Source organism: Chloroflexota bacterium, from assembly GCA_016235055.1.
Lineage (GTDB): Bacteria > Chloroflexota > Anaerolineae > JACRMK01 > JACRMK01 > JACRMK01.
On record JACRMK010000007.1, the window covers coordinates 149,592 to 170,237 of the forward strand.

17 protein-coding genes are annotated in these 20,646 nt (G+C 64.8%); 6 read left to right on the top strand and 11 right to left on the bottom strand.

Annotated features, from left to right (window positions below; genetic code table 11):
* Positions 1 to 11: 11 nt before the first annotated feature.
* From HZB53_02085 to HZB53_02120, 8 genes are all read right to left on the bottom strand, one after another.
* The gene (locus HZB53_02085; protein MBI5876414.1) at positions 12 to 1,133 is read right to left on the bottom strand and encodes a restriction endonuclease, SacI family; all 1,122 of its coding nucleotides are present in this window, start codon (positions 1,131 to 1,133) and stop codon (positions 12 to 14) included.
* Positions 1,061 to 1,951, bottom strand: coding sequence for a DNA adenine methylase (locus tag HZB53_02090; GenBank protein ID MBI5876415.1), 891 nt, complete (start codon positions 1,949 to 1,951; stop codon positions 1,061 to 1,063). The genes HZB53_02085 and HZB53_02090 overlap by 73 nt, the downstream gene beginning before the upstream one ends.
* 60 nt (positions 1,952 to 2,011) lie before the next feature.
* Positions 2,012 to 3,004: a thiamine pyrophosphate-dependent dehydrogenase E1 component subunit alpha gene (locus HZB53_02095; GenBank protein ID MBI5876416.1), complete on the bottom strand. Its 993-nt coding sequence runs from the start codon at positions 3,002 to 3,004 to the stop codon at positions 2,012 to 2,014.
* Positions 3,005 to 3,009: 5 nt separating this feature from the next.
* A complete protein-coding gene (locus tag HZB53_02100) occupies positions 3,010 to 4,065 on the bottom strand; it encodes a potassium channel protein (GenBank protein MBI5876417.1) in 1,056 nt (351 codons plus the stop codon).
* A 7-nt stretch (positions 4,066 to 4,072) separates the two neighbouring features.
* The gene (locus HZB53_02105) at positions 4,073 to 5,983 is read right to left on the bottom strand and encodes a hypothetical protein (protein MBI5876418.1); all 1,911 of its coding nucleotides are present in this window, start codon (positions 5,981 to 5,983) and stop codon (positions 4,073 to 4,075) included.
* Positions 5,980 to 6,753: a protein phosphatase 2C domain-containing protein gene (locus HZB53_02110; GenBank protein ID MBI5876419.1), complete on the bottom strand. Its 774-nt coding sequence runs from the start codon at positions 6,751 to 6,753 to the stop codon at positions 5,980 to 5,982. Before HZB53_02110 ends, HZB53_02105 begins: the two co-directional genes overlap by 4 nt.
* A gap of 212 nt (positions 6,754 to 6,965) precedes the next feature.
* Positions 6,966 to 7,337: a hypothetical protein gene (locus HZB53_02115; GenBank protein ID MBI5876420.1), complete on the bottom strand. Its 372-nt coding sequence runs from the start codon at positions 7,335 to 7,337 to the stop codon at positions 6,966 to 6,968.
* A 104-nt stretch (positions 7,338 to 7,441) separates the two neighbouring features.
* Complete coding sequence (locus tag HZB53_02120) at positions 7,442 to 8,473, bottom strand: LLM class flavin-dependent oxidoreductase (GenBank protein ID MBI5876421.1); 1,032 nt, start codon at positions 8,471 to 8,473, stop codon at positions 7,442 to 7,444.
* A gap of 49 nt (positions 8,474 to 8,522) precedes the next feature.
* Here HZB53_02120 and HZB53_02125 point away from each other — a divergent pair, with 49 nt between their 5' ends.
* Entirely contained in the window at positions 8,523 to 9,866 is a 1,344-nt protein-coding gene (locus tag HZB53_02125) for a B12-binding domain-containing radical SAM protein (protein MBI5876422.1), read from the top strand.
* 662 nt (positions 9,867 to 10,528) lie between these two features.
* Here the strand turns inward: HZB53_02125 and HZB53_02130 are convergent.
* Complete coding sequence (locus HZB53_02130) at positions 10,529 to 11,197, bottom strand: hypothetical protein (protein MBI5876423.1); 669 nt, start codon at positions 11,195 to 11,197, stop codon at positions 10,529 to 10,531.
* 303 nt (positions 11,198 to 11,500) lie between these two features.
* Between HZB53_02130 and HZB53_02135 the strand changes: the two genes are divergently transcribed.
* From HZB53_02135 to HZB53_02150, 4 genes are all read left to right on the top strand, one after another.
* On the top strand, positions 11,501 to 12,388 hold the full coding sequence (locus HZB53_02135) for a hypothetical protein (protein ID MBI5876424.1): 888 nt from the start codon (positions 11,501 to 11,503) through the stop codon (positions 12,386 to 12,388).
* Between the two features lie 153 nt (positions 12,389 to 12,541).
* Positions 12,542 to 13,312 (top strand): SDR family oxidoreductase, encoded by a 771-nt coding sequence (locus HZB53_02140; GenBank protein MBI5876425.1) that lies wholly within the window; start codon positions 12,542 to 12,544, stop codon positions 13,310 to 13,312.
* A gap of 60 nt (positions 13,313 to 13,372) precedes the next feature.
* The gene (locus tag HZB53_02145; GenBank protein MBI5876426.1) at positions 13,373 to 15,130 is read left to right on the top strand and encodes a hypothetical protein; all 1,758 of its coding nucleotides are present in this window, start codon (positions 13,373 to 13,375) and stop codon (positions 15,128 to 15,130) included.
* 123 nt (positions 15,131 to 15,253) lie between these two features.
* The gene (locus tag HZB53_02150) at positions 15,254 to 15,508 is read left to right on the top strand and encodes a NifU family protein (GenBank protein ID MBI5876427.1); all 255 of its coding nucleotides are present in this window, start codon (positions 15,254 to 15,256) and stop codon (positions 15,506 to 15,508) included.
* Between the two features lie 82 nt (positions 15,509 to 15,590).
* Here the strand turns inward: HZB53_02150 and HZB53_02155 are convergent, their stop codons facing one another.
* Complete coding sequence (locus HZB53_02155; GenBank protein MBI5876428.1) at positions 15,591 to 16,064, bottom strand: Hsp20/alpha crystallin family protein; 474 nt, start codon at positions 16,062 to 16,064, stop codon at positions 15,591 to 15,593.
* Between the two features lie 208 nt (positions 16,065 to 16,272).
* Positions 16,273 to 19,158 (bottom strand): PBP1A family penicillin-binding protein, encoded by a 2,886-nt coding sequence (locus HZB53_02160; GenBank protein MBI5876429.1) that lies wholly within the window; start codon positions 19,156 to 19,158, stop codon positions 16,273 to 16,275.
* A 256-nt stretch (positions 19,159 to 19,414) separates the two neighbouring features.
* Between HZB53_02160 and HZB53_02165 the strand changes: the two genes are divergently transcribed.
* Positions 19,415 to 20,083 carry an LON peptidase substrate-binding domain-containing protein gene (locus HZB53_02165; GenBank protein MBI5876430.1) on the top strand — a complete coding sequence of 223 codons (669 nt, stop codon included), beginning with the start codon at positions 19,415 to 19,417 and terminating at the stop codon, positions 20,081 to 20,083.
* The last annotated feature ends 563 nt before the right edge of the window (positions 20,084 to 20,646 follow it).

Below are 20,646 nucleotides of genomic sequence, written 5' to 3' on the forward strand. Positions count from 1 at the left end.
ATTGTGCGCGGTTATCCAGCCGCGCTCGTCATCGCATTGCGCAGCGCCAGGAATGCCTGCTTCAATTCCTGCGACACGGCGCTCGCCGGCTCATTCATCACCAGATATTGATAGCGGTCCAGGAATGGAGATCGAAAGCGGTGGAACAAATGCAGGAAGTGTCTTACGAAACCAATGCAATCGAGAACGACCATCTCAGTTCCACCGGTCAACGCGTAGACCGTGGACGCGTATTCCTGCACTGAAATATCGATTCGCTCCGTGGTTATGAAAACATAATGGTCGATGCGCTTCGGTGCGGATGCTATTTTGTGTAACGCCGCGTCAATGTCATCACGTGATACGCGTCGGGTTTTCATCTCATAACTGGCCACCACATCATCCTCGCCAATCAAGGTCAGATCAAGGTCGCCCAGCGCCCCCGATTGTCGGTCGGCGGCGTTGTGCGCTTGTAGAGACCGCGCGTGTTCGCCCAGCATGGGTGAAACAGTATCGTAGGCGGCTGCCACCGCGAGGACTGGCAGCCGACTTGTATTGGGCAAGCGAAGATGCTGTTCGATCAGCACGACGATTTGCTCTGCCGACAGCACAACTTGCTCATTGGCTCGTTGCTGTTGAAGCAACACACGCAGAGCATGCTCGTCTTCTTCTTTCATGGTGATGAGAATGCGAATCGTTTCAGTTAGCAAATCCGATGCAGAAATCCGCTTACGGTGAACATCATCAAGCAATTCGAGAATGGCTACATACATCGACGCCGGTCGTCCCACCAGGTTCACGCCGGGTGCGAGCACGGCATCGCGGTTCCTAAAGGCCGGCGTCAGAAAAGCCGTCGTCTGGTTCACGGGCAAATGATGAGCATTGATGAAACCAGTTACAAAACTTTCGTCATAGCTCCGACCCGAATACGCATCGTCGTCGCCGATTTCCGTATAGGGTTTACGGATGTCCAGAGCCGGATTATGAATCTTCGCCAACGCACTGCACAATAGCAAGCGCGTCCCGGCGCGGTTGCTCTTGGTGCGTACCACGCTTTCGATTTTCGCCTGCCTTACCTTCTTTACAAATGGTCGAGATAACTGCTTTGCTGCTCGGTCGTAGGCTTTTTCAAGGATTTGGTCCGGCGTGGCCATACCATCTTCCCTTTTTCGTGAAGTTCGTAGTTTATCCACAGCACCTCGGTGCGCGGTTGCTTGACCGAGTGCACCAGACGTTCCGGCGCCTCAACATGGTTCCAATCAGCATACAATTCATTCATGAGGTCGCAGTGATACGATGACAAAGCGACTTTCCCCTTGCACTGATGAAGTGTGCGCGCCAGTGCGCGGTGCTCGTCATCCGTCATCTCATACGCGTAGGCTTTGCTATCACCGCGTGTAGAATGCGGGTAGGGCGGATCGCAATAAAATAGCGTCTCCGGCGAGTCATACCTTTCAATCACCTCAATGGCTGGAGCACTTTCAATTTGAACTCGGACCAATCGTTGCACAAGCTCAGAGAGACCCTCCACCGATCCCAGCCAACGCGACACCGCGCCAGCCATGCCCGCGCGGCTCGTCATAGTGCAATGCGCCCACCGACCCGGTGAAGCGGTTTGTGCCAACCCCGTCCTGACCTGGCGCGCGCGAACAAAGAACCGGCGCGCCCGTTCCAGATCAGCGAGGTCCTGCCGACGTTCACATGCAATGGTCAATTCTTTGCGTGAGAAAGGCGTCAAACCGATCGCGCGTATCAAGGAATCGCTATTGTCACGCAGAACTCTAAAGAAGTTCACGACTTCGCCGTCGATATCGTTGTACGTCTCTACCGGCGCGGGCTGTCGGTTCAGCAGAACCGCCGCAGAGCCGCCGAACGGCTCGCAATAGTGATGCGCCTCTGGGAGTAGTGGTAGCAGCCATTCGAGGTGTGAGTATTTTCCCCCGTACCACCCAAACGCAATTAGCTTTCCCAATGATCTCTCGCCTTCTGGTCGTACATGGACGCGGATAATGTGCGCCGGCTGTTTGAGACGTTATTCATGCGAGTATATGTGCGTCAGGACGTCTTCCGGCTTCGGCGTCGGCGACGCCATGGCATATTGTTGAGCGTCGTCGATCTCGGCCGTGATCCGGTCGGTGATCTGTTGGTTCAAGCTATCGTCCAGCAGCCCGGCCTCGCGCATGTACGCCTCCGCTTTGGGCAGCGGATCGTAGGCCAGATCGGCCGCGATGTCCTCGGCGCTCCGGTAGCGGCGCTGATCGTCCTCGGACGTATGCGAGCCCAGCCGCCGGATGCGCGCCTCGATGAACGTGGGGCCGCCGCCATCGTAAGCGCGCGCCAGCGCCCGTTTCGTCGCCGCGTAGACCGCCAGCAGGTCGGCGCCGTCCACGACCTCGCCAGCCATGCCGTATGCCGCAGCGCGCGCCGCCAGGCTCTCGGCCGCAAATTGCAGACGGTTGGGCACCGAGATCGCCCAGCCGTTGTTCTGGCAGAAGAAGATAACCGGCAGCTTGTGAACGGCGGCGATATTCAGCGCGGCATGCGCATCGCCGGTGGAGGTCGCGCCGTCGCCAACGTAGGTGATGGTCGCCTCGCGCCGGTCTTCATAATAGCTGGCCCAGGCGCTGCCGACCCCGTGTAGGAACTGGGTGCCGACCGGGCTCGACGCGCTCAGGATATGCAGCGCCGGGCTGCTGTAATGCCCAGGCAACTGGCGCCCGCGCGAGTTCGGATCGGTGTCGCGGTGCATGGCGAACGCAAAGATGTCGCGCAGCGGCATGCCGCGACCGATGGCGACGGCCTGCTCGCGGTATGCCAGCGCAATCCAGTCGGCGGGCGACAGCGCGTACACGCTGCCGATCTGCGCGGCCTCATGCCCCCGGCCGGTGCCGGTGATCAGCACGTGGCCCTGGCGGTTCAGTTGCCCGATCCGCTCCTCCACGGCGCGCGTCAGCCGCATCTTGTACCACATCTCCGCCATGTCCTCGTCGTTGAGGCCGAGTTCCTGATGTTTGTTCAGACTCATTTGCGTTACTCCACTTGGGTGACCAATTCGCGCAGGCGTGAGGGGCGCGTGCCGCGCGTATCGCGCGCCAGGCGCGCCAGCGCCTGCAATTGCTCCTGCCGGCCCATGACAATCAGCACATCGCCCGCCGCCAACGCCAACTCGGGCGACCAGTCCACGGTCTGATGCTCTGCGCCGCGCAGGATGACCAGCACGTTGGCGCCGGTCGTCTCGCGCAAGGCCATCTCGTGCAGCGTCTTGCCGACCAGCGGCGAATCCGGCGCAATCGTGATCTCTTCCAGCCACAACTCGTACTGCGGGGTGCGCATCGTCGTGTGCAGGAACTCGACGACGTTAGGATGCACCAGCAGACTGACGATATGATTGCCCGCCATGACGTATGGCGAGACGACCCGGTCGGCGCCGGCCTGGCGCAGCTTGCGCTCGGCCGCTTCGGTGGTGGCGCGCGCCACGATCTGGAGATCCTTGTTGAGGGCGCGCGCGCTGAGGGCGACGAAGACGTTGTCGCTATCGGCGTTGAGCACGGTGATCAGCCCGACGGCGTGTTCGATGCCGGCGGCCATCAGCGTCTCATCCTCGGCGGCGTTGCCGCGCACATACGGCAGGCCGCGCCGCTCCAGCCGCTCGATGGCCGCCGGCTCGCGCTCGACGACGACGAGCGGCATGTGGAGCGCGGCCATTTCGCTGGCGACCTGCTCGCCCACGCGGCCGAAGCCGCACACGATATAGTGATTTCGCAATTGGCTGATCGCGCGCATCATGCGCCCCTGGCGCAAGGTACCGGCCAATTCGCCGGCGATGACATACTCGGTGAACAGGCTGAACAGGTACGCCGCCGTGCCGACGCCGGCGACGATCACCCCAATGGTGAACACGCGGCCGACCGGCGAAAGCGGGTGCACCTCGCCAAAACCGACCGTGGACACGGCCAGCACAGTCATGTATACCGCGTCGACCAGCGAGAAGCCCTCGATCACAATGTAGCCAGTGACGCTCGCCGTGAACAGCAGCAGGACAAGCACGGCGATCCGCTTGAGCTGCTCGGACAGAGGCATGCGCATGGCGTGATTACGGTTTCCGCATCGCGACCGCGACGCCGCCCAGGAAGCCGTGCGCCGCGCCGACGAAGACCGCGACCGGCAGGCTGGCGACCAGCAGTTTCGCAAACAGGGCAGCGGTCAATCCCCACAGGACGGCCACGAACAGCGTGCGCCAGTTGCGCCGCCGCCGTACCTCGCGCGCCATCCGGCCCATGGCCTCAAAGGTGAACGGGACGCCGTAGCGCGAGAGCGGCCACGCGACCGCCAGCGCCGCCATGCCGAAGAGCAGGCCGGCCGCCGCGCCGAGCGCGAGGAACCAGCCCCAGGCCAGCGGGCGCGCCGAAAGCACCACCGCCGCCCCGGCCAGCATGCCCATGTACGCGCCGCCCACGTCACGATAGCGGCTGGCGCCCATCAGCAGCGCGCCGAGCCCCAGCGCAGGCGCACCGGCCGCTGCGGCGCCCATCAGCGCGTACGTTTGCAGCGCCGCATTCAGATCAGACTGCAGCAGTGTATCGTTGAGCGCGTACGCCGCGAGCGCCAGCACCGCCGTGCCTCCCGCCGCACCGATTATAGCCCAAATCGCTCCCATCGCGATAGACGCCATGCCGATGGTGCTGATCGCCTCGCCAAGCAGTGCGCCGCGCGTGTCGATCACAAAACGAATGGTGCGCGCCACCACCAGGCCGGAGCGCCCGGCCAGCATCAGCAGGAAACGCACGGCATCCGGAAGCGACTGAAACGCCTGCTGGATGCCGCCCGTGCCCTGTTGAACGAGCGAAGCGAGCATGACGAGCAGGCGCACGATGCCTGGCATGGGTGACGAGCGGCGTGAGCGCGTCCGGCGCGCGCGCGGTGGACGAACTTTCGTACCGCCCGTTTGCGTGTAGGATGCGCCGGTCGGCGGCGGCGACGCAGAAGCGCGTGCGCTCACTGGCTGAGCGGCTGCGCGCTGCAGCACGCACCACGGGCACTCCGCAAGTTGCCGCGCGTAGTAATGGCGGTGCGCGCACGGCACGAGGTTCTGCTCGGCGGCGTCGAGTGCGTACTTCCACTCATCGGCGATGGGCCGCGCCGCCGGGCTCAGGTAGCCATCCACGAACGCGCGCCGGAACAGCGCCGACAGCGCGGGGTCGAGCGCGTCGAGCGGCAGCACGTTCGGCAGCGGCGCGACACGGCCGTGCGATGCCGGCGCATACGGGTACAGCCCTTGTCGGATGCGCTCGCCGACTTCCGGCGGATCGCCCGCGCCGAGCCAGCGCGCGCGGAACGGGTGACTGCCGTCCATCAAGAGTTGGTAGATCAGCACGGCCAGCCCGAAGGCGTCGTGCTGGGGGGCGCGGGTCGTCGTGTCCAGCGCGCGGCCGTGCAGTTCGGGCGGCAGGTACTCCCAGCGCGCCACCGGGCAGGGAAACACGCGCTTGTCCGTGCGCACCTGGAACGAGTCGGTGTCGATCAGCGTCACGAGCGCGTTCGGCTTGACCAGCACGTTGCTCTCGTTCAGGTCGCCAATCACGTAGTCGTGACCGTGCAGGGAAACCAGCGCCGAGGCGAGGTTGCGCGCGGCGCGGTGCAGGTAGCGCCAGTCGAAGCTGGGCAGCGTCTGCGCGCGCAGGCGCGGGTTGAAGACTTCGAGCAGGCGGTACGCGCCCAGGATGCGCGGCATCAGGTAGCCGACGCACTGCCCGCGCGCGTCGAACAGCACGTCGCGCGGCCACGCGATCGACGGGTGGCTGATCTGCGCGTTGGGGTCCTCCGGCGGGTTGTCCACCATCCAGCGCAGCTTGTCGGCGTAGTCGTCGCGCCGGACGGTGTAGATTTTGGCGAGCCAGTCGGGGTGGTCAAGGACGTGACGCACCTCGGCCTCGCCGCCCTGCGCGATGATATCGCCGACGGAGAGGCGCTGGCCGCGCGGCGTGCGCACGAGCGTGGTCGTCATGCCGGCTCGGCCGTCAACTGCGGCTCGACGCGCACGGCGATCACCAGCGTCTTGTCGTCGTCGGTGCGCGCGGTGACGCGTTCGGAGCAGAGAAACGCGGCGAGTTCGACATCCGCATCGGCATGCGCTTGCGCGGCGAAGGCGAACAGCGGCTGGAAGAACGGCGCATGCGGCGCGTAGTCGGGCAGGCGCAGCGCCAGCCGCAGCAACCCATCGGTCGTTGCAGCGACGGCGCGCGCGGTGCCGTCCACCCGCGCGATCTGCACGCAATCGCGTGCGTCGTCCTGCGTCAGGAAGTGCGTCTCGTTGGCGTACTCGCCCTTCTGCGGCGGGGCGGAAGCGAGGCGCAGTTCGCCGCCGGTTTCCGCGATAACCGCGCCATCGCCGAGGCTGGCGACGGTGAGCACATTCGCGCCGGCGATGGCGCAGGTGAGCGTGCTGGCGAACTGCGCCAGCGGCACGCCGGCCTCGGCAGCCAGAACGGCCAGCGCCTCGCGCGCGCGGGCGAACGCGTCGCGCAGCAACACATCCGGCGGAAGTGGTTCCGGCGCAGCGAAGCCGTCGGCCAGCGTCGCCAGTACCGCACCGACCGCCGCCTGCGCGCCTTCCAGCGAGCGCGGTGCCGACCCGGCGCCATCGGCAACGGCCAGTATCAGTATATCGTCGGGCAGTACGCGCCAGCCATGCGCATCCTGGCATGGCGCACCCTGCCGTGTATGCGCGGAGCCCTGCACCGACGCGCCGACCACATGCCACTCTGATAGATTCATTCTGAGCAACCGCCATGCGTCAACCGGCGCGTACCGAGAGAAATCCCAACTCCCAATTTCCAGATCCCAAAACGATTATCCGCGAATAACGCGAATCGGCGCGAATGAAATCGCGTAGGGGGCACATTGCATGTGCCCCGGTGCCATTCCGCGCGCCCATGTGCCCCGGTGCCATTCCGCGCGCCCGCGGGCGCGTGCAACGCGCCCCTACGTTACGACGTGTCCGGCATCTCGAACCACTTGCCGGTGTCCTGCGGCTGCCAGAACAACGTGCTGACCGTGCCGTCCTCGAAGAACTGGTACGGGTCGAAGCGCTTGTATTCCTCGTACGGGCCGTCCCAGTCCTTACGACGCTCCTTGTAGGCGTGGTGCCCCTCGATACTGTAGAACTCGAAGAGCATGATGTATGTGCCGGTCGGTTTGCCGTCGCGGTCGGTCTGCCGGTAGTAACGCGCCGACTTCCACTCCGCGAACAGGTCGGCGTGGTGCAACTTGACGTAGTCGAACCAGTCGCGGATCATCTGGTCGTGCGCGGCCTCGTTGCCCGACGCGACGCGCCACGTTTCAAATTCAAGGAAACTCATAGAACACCGTTCTCCACGAAGTCACACGAAGCAACACGAACTATAAACCTTACCTTTGTGTTTCTTCGTGTATCTTCGTGGACAAAGATTAGTGCAGATTCGCGTTATTCGCGGATCGCTTTGTTATTGAAATGCGGTAGCACATGCTTGCCGAGCAGGTGAATCGCTTCGACGCTGCCGCGCGGGCCGTGCGGCATGCCAAACTCGACGCGCCCGACCGGCGTTTCCGCGCACATCCGCTCGATGCTCTCGATGACGTCGTTGGGCGTGCCGCAAAGCGCAAAATTGTCCAGCGCCAGGTCGGGCACGAGCACGGCCGCCGCATCGTAATCGCCGCGCGCTGTCGCCGCCTGCACCGCCGCTACCACGTCCGGCCCGATGCCAACCGCTTCCGGCATCGGCGCGAGGTACGGAAGATAGAACGCCAGCGTGCGCCGCGCATGGGCGCGCGCTTCGGCGCGATCCGCGCTGATCGAGGTGAGCGGGCCAAAGACGAGCCGTACCGCGCCCGGATCGCGCCCGGCCGCCCGCGCACCGTCCGCGATGGCGGCCCACATCCGGCGGCCGTAGTCCGCGCTCCACATGCTGCCGGCCTTCACTTCGTCCGCAATCGCGCCAGCCAGGCGGCACATCTGCATGCCCCAGGTGCCAATCATGACCGGGACCGTCGGCCGCAGAGGCGTCCATTGCAGGTAGGCATCCGGCGTCGCGCGGAAGAGCTTGCCCTCAAACGGCGCGCGGTCGGCGGACCACAGCCGCCGGATCAGCGCGACGGCCTCGCGCACGGCGGTCAGCGGGTGGGACGGCTCAACACCGACAAAATCGAGGAACGCGCCGCGCCCAATACCGAGATAGGCGCGCCCGCCGGTCTGCTCGTCGAGCAGAGCGGCGTTGCCAGCCAGGATCGCCGGGTGTACCAGGTACGGGTTGCAGACCGACGGCCCGATCTGCATCGTCTGCGTGTGCGGCGCGACGGCGAACAGGATCGGCCACGCCGGCTTGAACATCAGATCGTCGAAGATGCTGAAGGTGTGAAAACCGTACGCCTCGGCCATGCGCGCCAGCGCGACATAGTCGCCGAGCGGCTTGCCGCCTGCTATGCCGATGCTGAGCCGAAGCGTAGCGCTATTTGACATTCCACATACCGCCTCTTACAATCGTCTGTACGTTGTAAAGGGAGATTGTATGAGTATTCGACGAGTCGTACTGATTTACCCGAAGCGTGACGGGCGCATTCTGATGAAGGCGGCCGGTGCGCCATACACGCTGATGCGTCTGGCCTCGCTGGTGCCCGACGCGATCCCGGTTGAAATCTGGGACGAGAACCTGATGCGCCTGCCGCTGGAGACGCTCGGGCCGAACGACCTGGTCGGCGCGTCAGCGATGTCGCTCGGCATCGACCAGGTTAAAGAGCACGCGCAGATTATACACCAGCAGGGCGCCAAAGTGGTCGTGGGTGGCACGCACGCCACGCTCGTGCCGGACGAGGTCGAGCAGTGGGCCGACGCGGTCGTTGTCGGCGAGGCGTACCGCACCTGGCCGCAGATCATCCACGACTTCGACCAGGGCAGCCTGAAGAAGCGCTACACCGACGAGGAGTGGGCGGACCTGAAGGGCGTCGCGCCGATCAGCGACCGCGTGATTGAGATGGTCGGCGAGCATCGCAACTACTGGACGCCGATGTTGGAAATCACGCGCGGTTGCCCGCGCAACTGCTCGTTCTGCACGGCGATCCGCGTCAGCGGCAAGATCATGCGCCACCGGCCGATCCCGGAGGTGGTGGATGAGATTCGCCGCCGGCGCCTCAAGCGCTTCTTCCTGACCGACGACAACTTCGGCCTGAATTTCCGCACCGATCCCGATTACTGCGCCGAGCTGTTCGAGACGCTGCGCCGCGAGAAGCTGCACTCCTGGACGGCGCAGGCCGAGCTGCTGGTCGGCAACTACCCGGACCTGCTCGACATGGCGCGCGAGGCGCACCTCGACAAGTTCTTCATCGGCTTCGAGTCGGTGAACATGGCGAACAGCCGCGAGCTGGGCGGCAAGAGCCACGGCAAGATCGAGGAGTACAAGCGCACGATCAAGACGATGCACGCGCACGGCTTGAGCGTGGTCGGCCTGTTCGTCTTCGGCTTCGACGGCGACACGCCGAAAGTCTTCCAGGACACCTGGGACTTTGTGCGCGAGAGCGAACTGGACTCGGTCAGCGTCACGATCCTGACGCCGTACCCCGGCACGCCCCAGCGCCAGCAGTTGATCGACGAGGGCCGGCTGTTCGACCAGCGCAATGACGGCTGGCGCAAGTACGACGTCTCGCACGTGACTTTCCAGCCGAAGCAGATGACGCCGGCGCAGTTGTTCGCCGGCTACGACTGGATCTGCAAGAAGCTTTACAACCCGCTCTCGATCGGACAGCGCGGCCTGCGCACGTTCCGGCGCTACCCGCTGAGCAAGGCGCGCGCGAAGTTCTTCTCGTCGTTCAGCACCGACATCGGCTACAAGAAGACGTACGACTGGCGCTACGCGTAGGCGAGCGCGCGGCAACAAAGACGAAGCGGCGAGGCTTATGAGCCCCGCCGCTTTTTGCTACACATCGACCAACTGGTTGTCATGTTGAACACGACGGCAAGGCCATCGCCAGACGGTACGCTGTGCGCGCGCTGCATCTGTTGCCGACGATGCGCACCACAGTACCATAGACGATGCAAGAGGCCCGGTACACTCAGCAATTCTCAATTTGGCTTTGGACGCGTACTGTCCGATGCCGGCTTGCTATGAACTTGGCCCTCTGGTGCTTGTCACGCACGCTGGCTCGACAAGTAAGCGGCGTTGCCCTCCCTCCGACCCCCTCCCAACAAAGTTGGGAGGGGGCGACTTTCTAAGGGGAGGTGCGCGGCGGCTGCGCCGCCGCGCACCTCCCCGTTAGCTTTTCCCCCTGCTCCCCCGCGCGCGCGGGGGAGCAGGGGCCAGGGGATGAGGGGGCATATTGGCGGCCGACTCCAAAATGCGAATTGCTGTGGTACACTGCATGGTCTTGGAACCTTCCGATTTAAGATGCTTCGCGCGCGCACCGTGAATATTGACAAAACGGCATCCGAGGTTCATGATGGCCTCGGATGTCGTTTTCCCCTGCCTCGGCAGGCGGTGCGGCGGCGGGCAGTCGCCCTCCGCGTGCGGCACGAACCGTGTTGTTAGTAGTCGGCGACCGTAACGGTCTGGCCGGCCATGATCGTCAGCGTATCCGAGCGGGTGCCCGCGTCGGTGCTGGCCACGCTGGCCGAGTAGGTGTACTGACCCGGCGCCAGCGCGATGAACAGTTGCCCGTTGGCGGGCACACTGTACTCGGTGTCCATGACGTTGAACGTCAGCGTATCGCCGAAGTAGTTCTGGACTGTCACGCCGGTCCTGGCGGTCGGGGTGGTCGTGGACTGCACCGGCGCGCTGGGCGGCTGGATCGACGACGGCGGCTGCCCTGCGGGCTGATTCGCTGCGGACCGGGTCGATGCGGCCGGTGCCGTCAGCGGCGCGAAGAACACACCGGTTGCCGCGTACGACATCTGCACTGCCTGGCTGGCCGGAATTTCCACCTGCGCGCTGTCCGCCGAATTGTCCGCGCCGTCCACGTTGACCGACAGGTCATATTCACCCGGCGCGAGCGCGATGAACAGTTGACCGTCTGACGGCACTGTGTACTCCGTGTCCGCGATATTGATTGTGGCTGGCGCGCCCCAGTAGTTCTTGACCAGCAGCCCCGGTGCCGGGCTGGCGGCCAGTGCGTGTCCCGCAAACGTGGCGACGATCATGGCGGCGCCACTCATGGCGGCCGCAACTTTGGCTGACAGTGTAAGATTCTTGTGCATGTTTGATTCCCTCCCATGAGAATCGTAGACGAACGGTGTACGACTGCCTGCTCTTTTATCTACCGCGCTCGCTCACCGGGCCCGGCAAGCGGGCGTCCTCTCGCCAATACATTAGCAATGCTAATTGAATCGCGTGACAATTTCCTGATAAGCAGGCTAAAGGAAGATGAGAGTGTATCCGGCTCCATTCCTGTGCAAGTGCGCCAATGGGTAGGGCGGTGGACAGCGCATAGCGCTTGCGTGCCGTGATACAGCGCGGTATGATGAGACTGCACGAGCGTGATACATAACCCCGGAGTAGCGATGTCCACCGAACTGTACCGTGTGCGCCGGCGTCGCAAGCGCCGTGGCGACCAGGATCCAGCCGTCCACCGGCGGCCGGACACTCACGACGCGCCCGGCGAGACCGACGCCGATCCCGTCAGCGAGGCGTTCATCCGCGGCTCGAACCCGGCACCGTCGAGCGTGGTCTCGGCGCTGTACCGCGCCGACGACGGCACGCGCGAGCGCATGCTCTACCGCATGCAGAACGACGTCGGCAACCAGTACGTCCAGCGCGTCGCGGCGCAGGCGATGGGGCCGGCCGGCGCGAAGGGCGCGCTCGGCGGCACCACCGCGGGCATGGTCAGCGGCACGACGTCCGCGACCGGCGGCGTGGCCGGCTGGCTCGGCGAGGCGGCCGACCTGCTGCGCACCGGCGAAGACCGCATGCGCAACCTGCTCAACCCGCTGGCGCAGATTTTCATCACGGTCGTGCAGACCAATATCGCGTCGGCGTCGCCGATCGACGTGCCGAAGGAGTGGCAGGCCAAGCTGGTCGAGTACATGAAGGACGAGCCGGCCGACGGCGCGCTGCTGCTGCCCGGCGTCCTGCGCAGTCCGCAATATTACCGTGGCGGCTGGATCCTCGACTTGCAGACCGACGCCGAGGCGATGACGCTCGACCACAGCATCTTCGTGCGCGGCGAGTTGAGCATCGAGACGTACGTGCACGAGATGGTGCATGTCGGCCAGTACCTCGCCGGGCCGTCGGCGTTCCTCGTCAGCTATTTCGGCCTCAGCGCGGCGACGATCGCCAAGCGCTTTGTCATGCGCGAGCCGCTCGAATACATGCGCAGCAGCCCGCACGAGAACATCGCTTACGAGCTGGAGCAGCGTTTCAAGGCGTGGCTGGGCAAGCACCCGCTGTAGACCAGGGCGATTACGTTTCTAATGCAACTGCGCCCTGAGCCTGTCGAAAGGCAATTAAAAGCGCGGCGCGGTTCGCGCCCCTTCTCGTCTGTGGTAGAATCGAACTGTTGCACACGCGCTTGACGTCAAGCCATCCCCTGACAGGAGCCTGCCATGGAACTCGGACTTAAAGGTAAAGTGGCCGCTATCACCGGCGGCAGCGAAGGCATCGGACTCGTGACGGCCATCCGGCTCGCGCAAGAAGGCGCCAGCGTCGCCATCTGCGCGCGGCGGCCGGACGTGCTGCAAGCGGCCGCCGACGAGATTGGCAAGCACGGCAACGTGCTGGCGGTCGTGGCCGACGCGATGAAGCGTGAGGAGATCGAACGGTTCGTCGCGGAGACGGTCGCGCGCTTCGGGCGGCTGGATATTCTCGTCAACAACGCCGGCACGTCCAACGCCGGCGCGTTCGAGTCCGTGACCGACGAGGTGTGGCAGCAGGACCTGGACCTGAAGCTGTTCGGCGCGATCCGGGCGTCGCGCGCGGCGATCCCGCACATGAAGAAGCAGGGCGGCGGCCGCATCATCAATATCACGATGACGGGCGGCAAGCAGCCCGGCGCGAAGTCGGTGCCGACGACGGTCAGCCGCGCGGCCGGCATCGCGCTGACCAAGGCGCTCTCGAAAGACCTGGCGGCAGACAAGATCCTCGTCAACACGGTCTGCGTCGGCCTGATCAAGAGCGGTCAGATGGCGCGCGGCGCGACCCGGCGCGGCGTGCCGGTGGACGAGCACTACGCGCAGTTGGGCAAGAACGTTCCGCTCGGCCGCATTGGCGAGACGGGAGAGGCGGCCAACGTCATCGTCTTCCTCGCCTCAGACGCTGCGTCATACGTGACCGGCGCGAGCGTGAACGTGGACGGCGGCATGTCGGGCGTCGTCTAGACTGGATCAGACCCTTCGGGTCTTTGAGACCCGAAGGGTCTCGTGGTTTTGCGGGGTACTATGAAGAAAGTCGTGCTGTTGTTTGCCGGCCTGGTTGCGTTGCTGCCGGCCGCGGCGCTGGCGCATGGCGGCGGCGAAGATCAATATTACACCGTGCTGGTGCCCGGCGAACTGTCCGGGCTTTTTGCCGTCCTGCTCGCGGCGCTGGTCTTGCTGTTCTTGTGGCGGCGCAATCGCGCGCCGCAGGTCGCCGGCCTCGCACTGGCGATCCTCTCCGGCATGCTGTTGTACCTGTCATTCCCGCCGTTTGATCTCGGTGTGCTGGCCTGGGTCGCGCTCGTGCCGATGATTATCGCGCAGTTCCGCTACGCGCCCGCGCCGGGCGCGCGGCCGTCGCGTGTCAACTGGCCGAACCTGTACCAGGCGTTGATGCTGTTCGTCGTCTATGCGCTGGTGTTCATGCACGTCTTCCCACCGGAACTGCCGACCGGCATCGAGACCATGGTCGGCCTGCCGATCCCGGCGATCGGGTACGTCGTGCCAGCCGTCGCGCTCGTCTGCTATCTGCTGTACCTCGTTGGCCTGCCGGCCGGCTCGTTCGCGCTCCACCGCCGCACGGGGCTGCGCTACTTCATCATCGGCCCGGCGCTGGCGTGGATGGGTCTGGAGCAGTTGCGCGTGCTGGTGCAGTTGGGGCAGGGCTGGGCGCGCCTGCCGGCCACCCAGCACGCGAACATCCCGCTGATTCAACTGTCCACGCTCGGCGGGCAGTGGCTGGTCGGGCTGATCGTCGTCGCCGCCAACTATGCGCTGGCGCTGCTGGTTCTGCGCCGCGTGCGGCTCGACGCCGATCTGGCGCAGGCGGTCGCGCGGCAGACGCGCTGGGCGGTCGCGGCGCTGGCGGTGGCGCTCGCGGGGCATCTGCTCGGCTTGGCACTGATCGGCACGCCGGCGCCGGGGCCGACCGTGCGCGTGGCGGCGATCCAGATGGGCGAGGATCTCGGCGACAGCACTCGCTGGTACAAGTACTGGGGCGAGGCGGTCAACACGTGGGAGTGGCGTCCGCTGAGCGAGGTGGTGCTCGACGACTTCGAGCCGAAGATCCGCGAGGCGGCCGCGCAGGGCGCGAAGGTGATCGCGCTGCCGGAAGCGGCGCTGTGGGTGGACCCGGCGCAGAACCTCTGGCTGGTCAGCCGCGCCACGCGCATCGCCAAAGAGACCGGCGCGTACATCACGTTCACGTTCTACTTGTGGAACGATCCGAACTCGCGCAACGAGGTCTACACGGCGACGCCGCAGGGTGAGTGGCTCGGCCCGTATGCGAAGAACCATCCAATCTGGTACATCGGCGAGTACTCGATCACGGCGGGCCAATACCCGGTCTACCAGACGCCGTTTGGCGGCCTGAGCAACTTCACCTGCTATGACAACGCCTACACTGATGTTGCATCGCGGCTGGCCAGCCTGAACGCCGGGCTGCTGACGTCATCAAACCATGACTGGCCGGAAGGTGCATGGGGCTTCTACACTCAGTCGATCTTCCGCGCGGCGGAAAACCGGGTGGCGATCGTGCGCGCCGACTGGCGCGTCGGCTCGGTCATCATCGACCCGTACGGCCGCGTGGTCGCATCGACGAAATGGGACGAGCGCGAGCAGAAGGTGCTGATCGCCGACGTGCCGCTGGCCGCCCAGCCGGGCACGTTCTACACGCAGACCGGCGACTGGCTGGCCTATCTCGGACTGGCAGCGCTGGTGCTGTCGGTGCTCGGCAGCTTCAGCTGGCCGCGCCGTACGCGTACCGTGCCGCAGCCGGCATAACACAACTGGCACCGCACAAGTCTGCGTGACCCGGGCGGTGCGGGAAACTGTGCTAAGATATTACGCAGCGGGGCACAAGCAGCCACGCGCCCATTTACTTTAGCGACCCGCAAGGAGGGCACCGTGACGACCACTACCCCCACACCGGTGAGCGATGGCGAGCGCATGAAGGCGCTTATCGATAACATCGCCGGTTACATGGAACTGTTCCACGGCGGATCAGTCGAGATTATCTCGTTCGACGGCGAAACGCTCAAGGTGCGGCTCAAGGGCCACTGCATCGGCTGCGCGCTTTCGGATGTGACGCTGCACGGCTGGATCGAGGGCACCGTCAAGCCGTTCTTCCCGAACCTCAAGCGCGTCGAGGCGATTGTCTGACGCGCTCTGACACGATACAGGTATAATCCACACGCCGGCCTCACGGGGCCGGCGTGTGTGCGTTTCGGGGCAGCCTGCGTTCCTAGCTGATGGACGATTTCGCCAGCACCTTGATGTGCTTCGCCTTCACGGCCTCAGCTTTCGGCAGCGTCAGCGTCAGCACGCCGTTCTCGAACTCCGCGCGTGCCTTGTCGGCTTCCACCATCGCCGGCAGACGCACACGGCGATGAACGAGGCCGAAGCGCCGCTCGCGCAGCAGGAAGTTAGGCTTCTCTTCTTTCTTCTCGGTCTTCTCCGTCCGGGTTTCGCCCTTGATCGTCAGCATGTTGTCAACCACGCTGATGTCGATCTCGTCGGGTTTGAACCCGGGCACCGACGCCTTGACGACCAGTGCGTCGTCCTGCTCGATCAAATCGATCGCGATCATATCGAACAGGCCCTCGCGCAGCGGCGTGATCCAGCGCGGGGCCAGGAAGGCCTCGTCGACCACGCGGTCAAACGCGTCGCGCAATGTCGTCATCTCATTGAATGGATCCCAGCGGACAATATTCGGCATGGCGGTCTCCTTTCAGTGCCGTACCACGCATGGACGCAACTGCCTGCGCCCTTGAGCGTATCATATGCGGCCGCGGTCCGCATGGGGCATTCGTCCCATTCCCGGCGGGACGCGCGACAGATAGCACGGTGGGCAACAAAAGACCCGAAGGGTTTCCAAAACCTTTCGGGTCGCCAACCGGCTGGTGCGCTTGCGTGCGGGTACCGCCCTACGGCCGCGGCGTTTGCGACGGGCGCAGGGTGGAGGTCGCCTTCGGCCCGATGAGGGTCGGCAGGATGCTGGTTGGCGTCGGCGTGCTCGTCGGTCCGCGCGTAGGGGTCAGCGTCGGCGTGGGGGTCGCCGTGACGGATGGCCGCACGGTCGGCGTTGCCGTGCCGGTGGCGGTCGCCGTCGGGGTCGGCGTAATCGTGCCGGTCGGGCGCGGCGTCGGCGTCGCGGTAACGGTCGGCGTCGCGCTCGGTTCCGGCGTCGGCGTATCGGCGTTCGCCACCATGACGCGCGTACACGCGGCGGTCTTGTTGCCTTTCTTGTCCGTCGCCACCACGCGCAGCGAGTACTGCCCGTTTGGCGCCTTCGTCGAATCCCATTGCGCCAGCACGCTGTTGCGCACCAGCGTGCCGTTCGGCGGCGTGACGGCGCCCCAGCCGATCGGGTCGGGACCGACGCCAAACTCCGTGTAGTATGACGCGAAATCGGGAATGTCCACCGAGCCGATCAGATTGACCAGCCCCTGCACCGCGCCGTCAATCGCCGGTTCAGTGAGCGCGATCGTCAGCGCCTTGGGCGGCTGCGCCAGATTACGCGCAAGCGCCCATTCGCGCAGGTCGTCGCCGGGGTAGAAGTTCGCCGCGCTGTAGCCGGCCCGGAACTGCCAGGCGGCCTGCGCCCACTTGCGGAATTCCTCGTCGACGAACGCCGTCACCGGGCGATCTTCGCGCACGTTGGGCGGACAGCGGCTGTCATACGGCTGGCCGGTCAACTTGTCGGCGGCGTACGTGCGATAGACGAAGTCGGCGCGCTCGACCTTGTCCAGCGTCGGCGCATAGAAGACCTCGCTGCGCTTGCGCGGGCACTGCTCGGTCGCCAGGAAGCCGGTGTCGACGCAGATGTCGCGGCGCGCGATATCGGCCGGAACGGCAAACTCCTTGGCCGGAGTGTTCTTCAGCGCTTCTTCCACAAAGTCGCGCCAGATTGGCGCGGCGCCCGCCACGCCTGACGTGCCCTTCATCGCCGAGTTGTTGTTGTTGCCGACCCACACGCCGACCACCAGCCCGTCGGCCGTGTAGCCGATCGTCCAGTTGTCGTGGTAGTCGTTAGTGGTGCCGGTCTTGACCGCCGCCGGGCGCGACAGCTTCAGCACCGAGTTCGTACCGAACATCGGCGTGCGCGCCGCGTTGTCCTTCAGAATGTCGGTGATCTGGTAGGCCAGTTGCGGCCGCACCGCGTCGACCGGCGCGGCCTGTTCCCACGCCACCGGCTTGCCGGCGCCGTCCGTGATCTTCACGATGACGCGCGGCGCGACCCGCCTGCCGCCGTTGGCGAACACACCGTACGCGCCGGTCAGCTCCATCAGCGTGACCTCGCCGCCGCCGAGCGTCAGCGAGAGATAGTTGTTGTCGTAGTTCTTGCCCGACAGCGAGCGGATGCCGAGCTTCTCCGCCATCTTGATCATATCGGGCACGCCGACGAAATCGAGCGTCTTGACGGCCGGAATATTGTACGAGTTGGCCAGCGCGTCGCGCACGGTGACCAGCCCGTGATACTTGTCGTCGTAGTTGCGCGGCTCGTACGCCTGCGGCCTGGTCGCAAAGATCGTCTTGTTGTCGAGGATCGGCGTCGCCGGCGTCCAGCCTTTCTCGAAGGCGGCGATGTAGGTGACCGGCTTGATCGACGAGCCGGGCTGGCGCGGCCGCAACGCCACGTTCAGCTGCCCGCCGATCTCCTTGCTGTCGAAGTCGATGCTGCCCAGCATCGCCAGCACGTCGCCGGTGCCGGCGTCCATGGCGACGAGCGCCGTGTTGGTCGCGTTCTGCGCCTTCAGCTTGTCCAGTTGCGTCTTGGCGATGCGCTCCGCGGCGGCCTGCCAGTCGAGGTCGATCGTGGTCGTGACGACCAGCCCGAGCTTGTAGAGGTTCTGCGCGCCGAACTTGTCTTCCAGTTGCTGGCGCGCGTAGTAGACGAAGTGCGGCGCCTGAATCTTGGTGACCATCTTTGGCGGCACCAGCTTCAGCGGTGTCTCGTACGCCTTGGTCGCTTCCTCGATGGTCAGCACTCGCCTGTCACCGTTGGCGTTGATGACTACCTCGTGCTGCACCATCAGGTTCAGCACCTGCCGCTGGCGCTCTTTGGCGTCGTCGAAGTTGTCGTACGGGTCCCACAGCGCCGGCGCTTGCGGCAAGCCGGCCAGGAACGACGCCTCAGCCAGCGTCAGGTCGCGCGCGCTCTTGCCGAAGTAGGTCTGCGCGGCCGCCTCGATGCCGTAGGCAAAGTTGCCGTAGAAAATCTCGTTCAGATAGATTTCCAGGATCGTGTCTTTGGGGTAGGTGCGCGTCAACTCCTGCGCCAGGATGATCTCGCGCGCTTTGCGCTCGGCCGTCCGTTCGCTCTGCTTGTAGACGTTCTTGATGAGCTGCTGGGTGATGGTGCTGCCCCCGATCTCGCGCCCGCGGATCAGCACGTTATACAGCACGCGCGCGATACCGATCACGTCGAAGCCAGGGTTGGTGTAAAACGACGGGTCTTCGGTGGCCAGCGTGGCCTGGATCAAGACGGGCGGGATCTGCTGGATCGGCACGGCGATGCGCCGGCCGGTGTCGGGGTCGTTCAACTCGTATATCAGGCGACCCTTGCGGTCCAGGATGCGTGTCGAGTTGAACGACGAGGCGCGCTGGCGCAGTTCGCTGGCCGGCGGCAGGTCGCGCGCGATGGCGAAGTAGCCAAACAGCGCCCCGCACGAACCGACGAAGAACAGGCCGACAAACAGTGCGACGCCGGCAAAGAACAGCCGCGCCGACTGGTAGCCGCAGCCGACTGGCTCGCCGCGATACTCATACAGTTCCTGCAAATTGGGGTCTTGCGGGGTATTGGAACGCATACGAAATGCTATCACCGCGCATGGGCGGCGTCAAACCAGCAATTAGCGGCTAGCAACTAGCAATTAGCGATTAGCGGCTAGCGACTGGCAACTAGCGACTAGCAGCTAGCGGCTAGTAGCTAGCGGCCGGGAATGCACGCGGCGCGGAGCGCCGTACACTTTAGGCATCACTAACAAGACGCCAGTGCAGGCTCGATAGTTCCGTGGCGCTGGCGACTACCAACTAACGACTAGCAGCTAGTGACTAGCAACTACCATGATGGAATTGCCGCTGTTTCCGTTGAACACGGTGCTGTTCCCGCAGATGCCGCTGGCCCTGCACATCTTCGAGGAACGCTACAAGCAAATGATCGGTCGTTGCATCGCCGCAGAGTCGCCGTTCGGCGTCGTCCTGATCCGCGAAGGCAGCGAGGTCGGCATGCCGGCAGAGCCGTACGACATCGGCACGACCGCGCACGTCATCGGCGTCGAGAAGCTGCTGGAAGGCCGCATGAACATCATCGCCAGCGGACGGCAGCGCTTCCGGCTGATGGAGGTGGTGCGCCAGCGCCCGTACCTCGTCGGCCGGGTCGAGCTGGAACCGCACGCGCTGGGCGAGCCGGCGCAGGTGGCCGAGACGGCCGCGCGGGTGCGCCGGCTGTTCGCGGACTATATGGCGGCGATGGCCCAGATCGTCACGGGCGAGTTTAACACCGCGCAGGTGCCCGATGACGAGGCCGGACTGGCGTACGCCGTGGCCGCCGCGCTGGAAGCCGATAACAGCGTCAAGCAGCGCCTGCTCGCCGCCGAATCACTTGAGGCGATCCTGTGCGAGGAAGCCGCCCGCCTGCCCCGCGAGATCAAGCACCTGCACCTGCTGGCTGCCGTCAAGCAGTCGCGCAAACGAGCGGCCGGCGGCAAGATCGGCCCGTTCTCGCAGAACTAAGGCGTCTAATTAGAAGTATCTGATACGCAAATGCTCTGCCCCGTGGGGCTGTCATTGCGAGAATTCCATCCCGCCGCGCAGGATGCGTGAGTGCACAAACTCATGCGCCGAATATCCAAGCCGTCATTCCGGCGAAGGCCGGAATCCAAGCGGGCGCAACACGGGCCAGCATGCGCGCCAGATGCTGGCGTGGATGCCGGCTAACGACATGCCGGCATGACAACCTCGCGTGTCGAAGTTCCCGAGCGGCCCCCACAGGGCGCGAAGCAATGCTGAAGCACCGCTTCGCTGTCTCAATGTCACGAATCATGCGATTGCTTCGGCGGCTAACGCCGTCTCGCAATGATGCTTTTGCGCCCGTGCCCGTTTATGCTGCACAGCGCGCTAGAAACCACAAGTCCCTCCGGGATCAGCAATTCTCATTTTGGCCTTGGGCGGGTACTTTCCAATGCCGGCTTGCTATGAACTGGCCCCCTGGTGCTTGTCACGCATGCTGGCTCGCCAAGAAAGCGGCGTTGCCCTCCCCCCGACCCCCTCCCAACTTCGTTGGGAGGGGGCGAGAT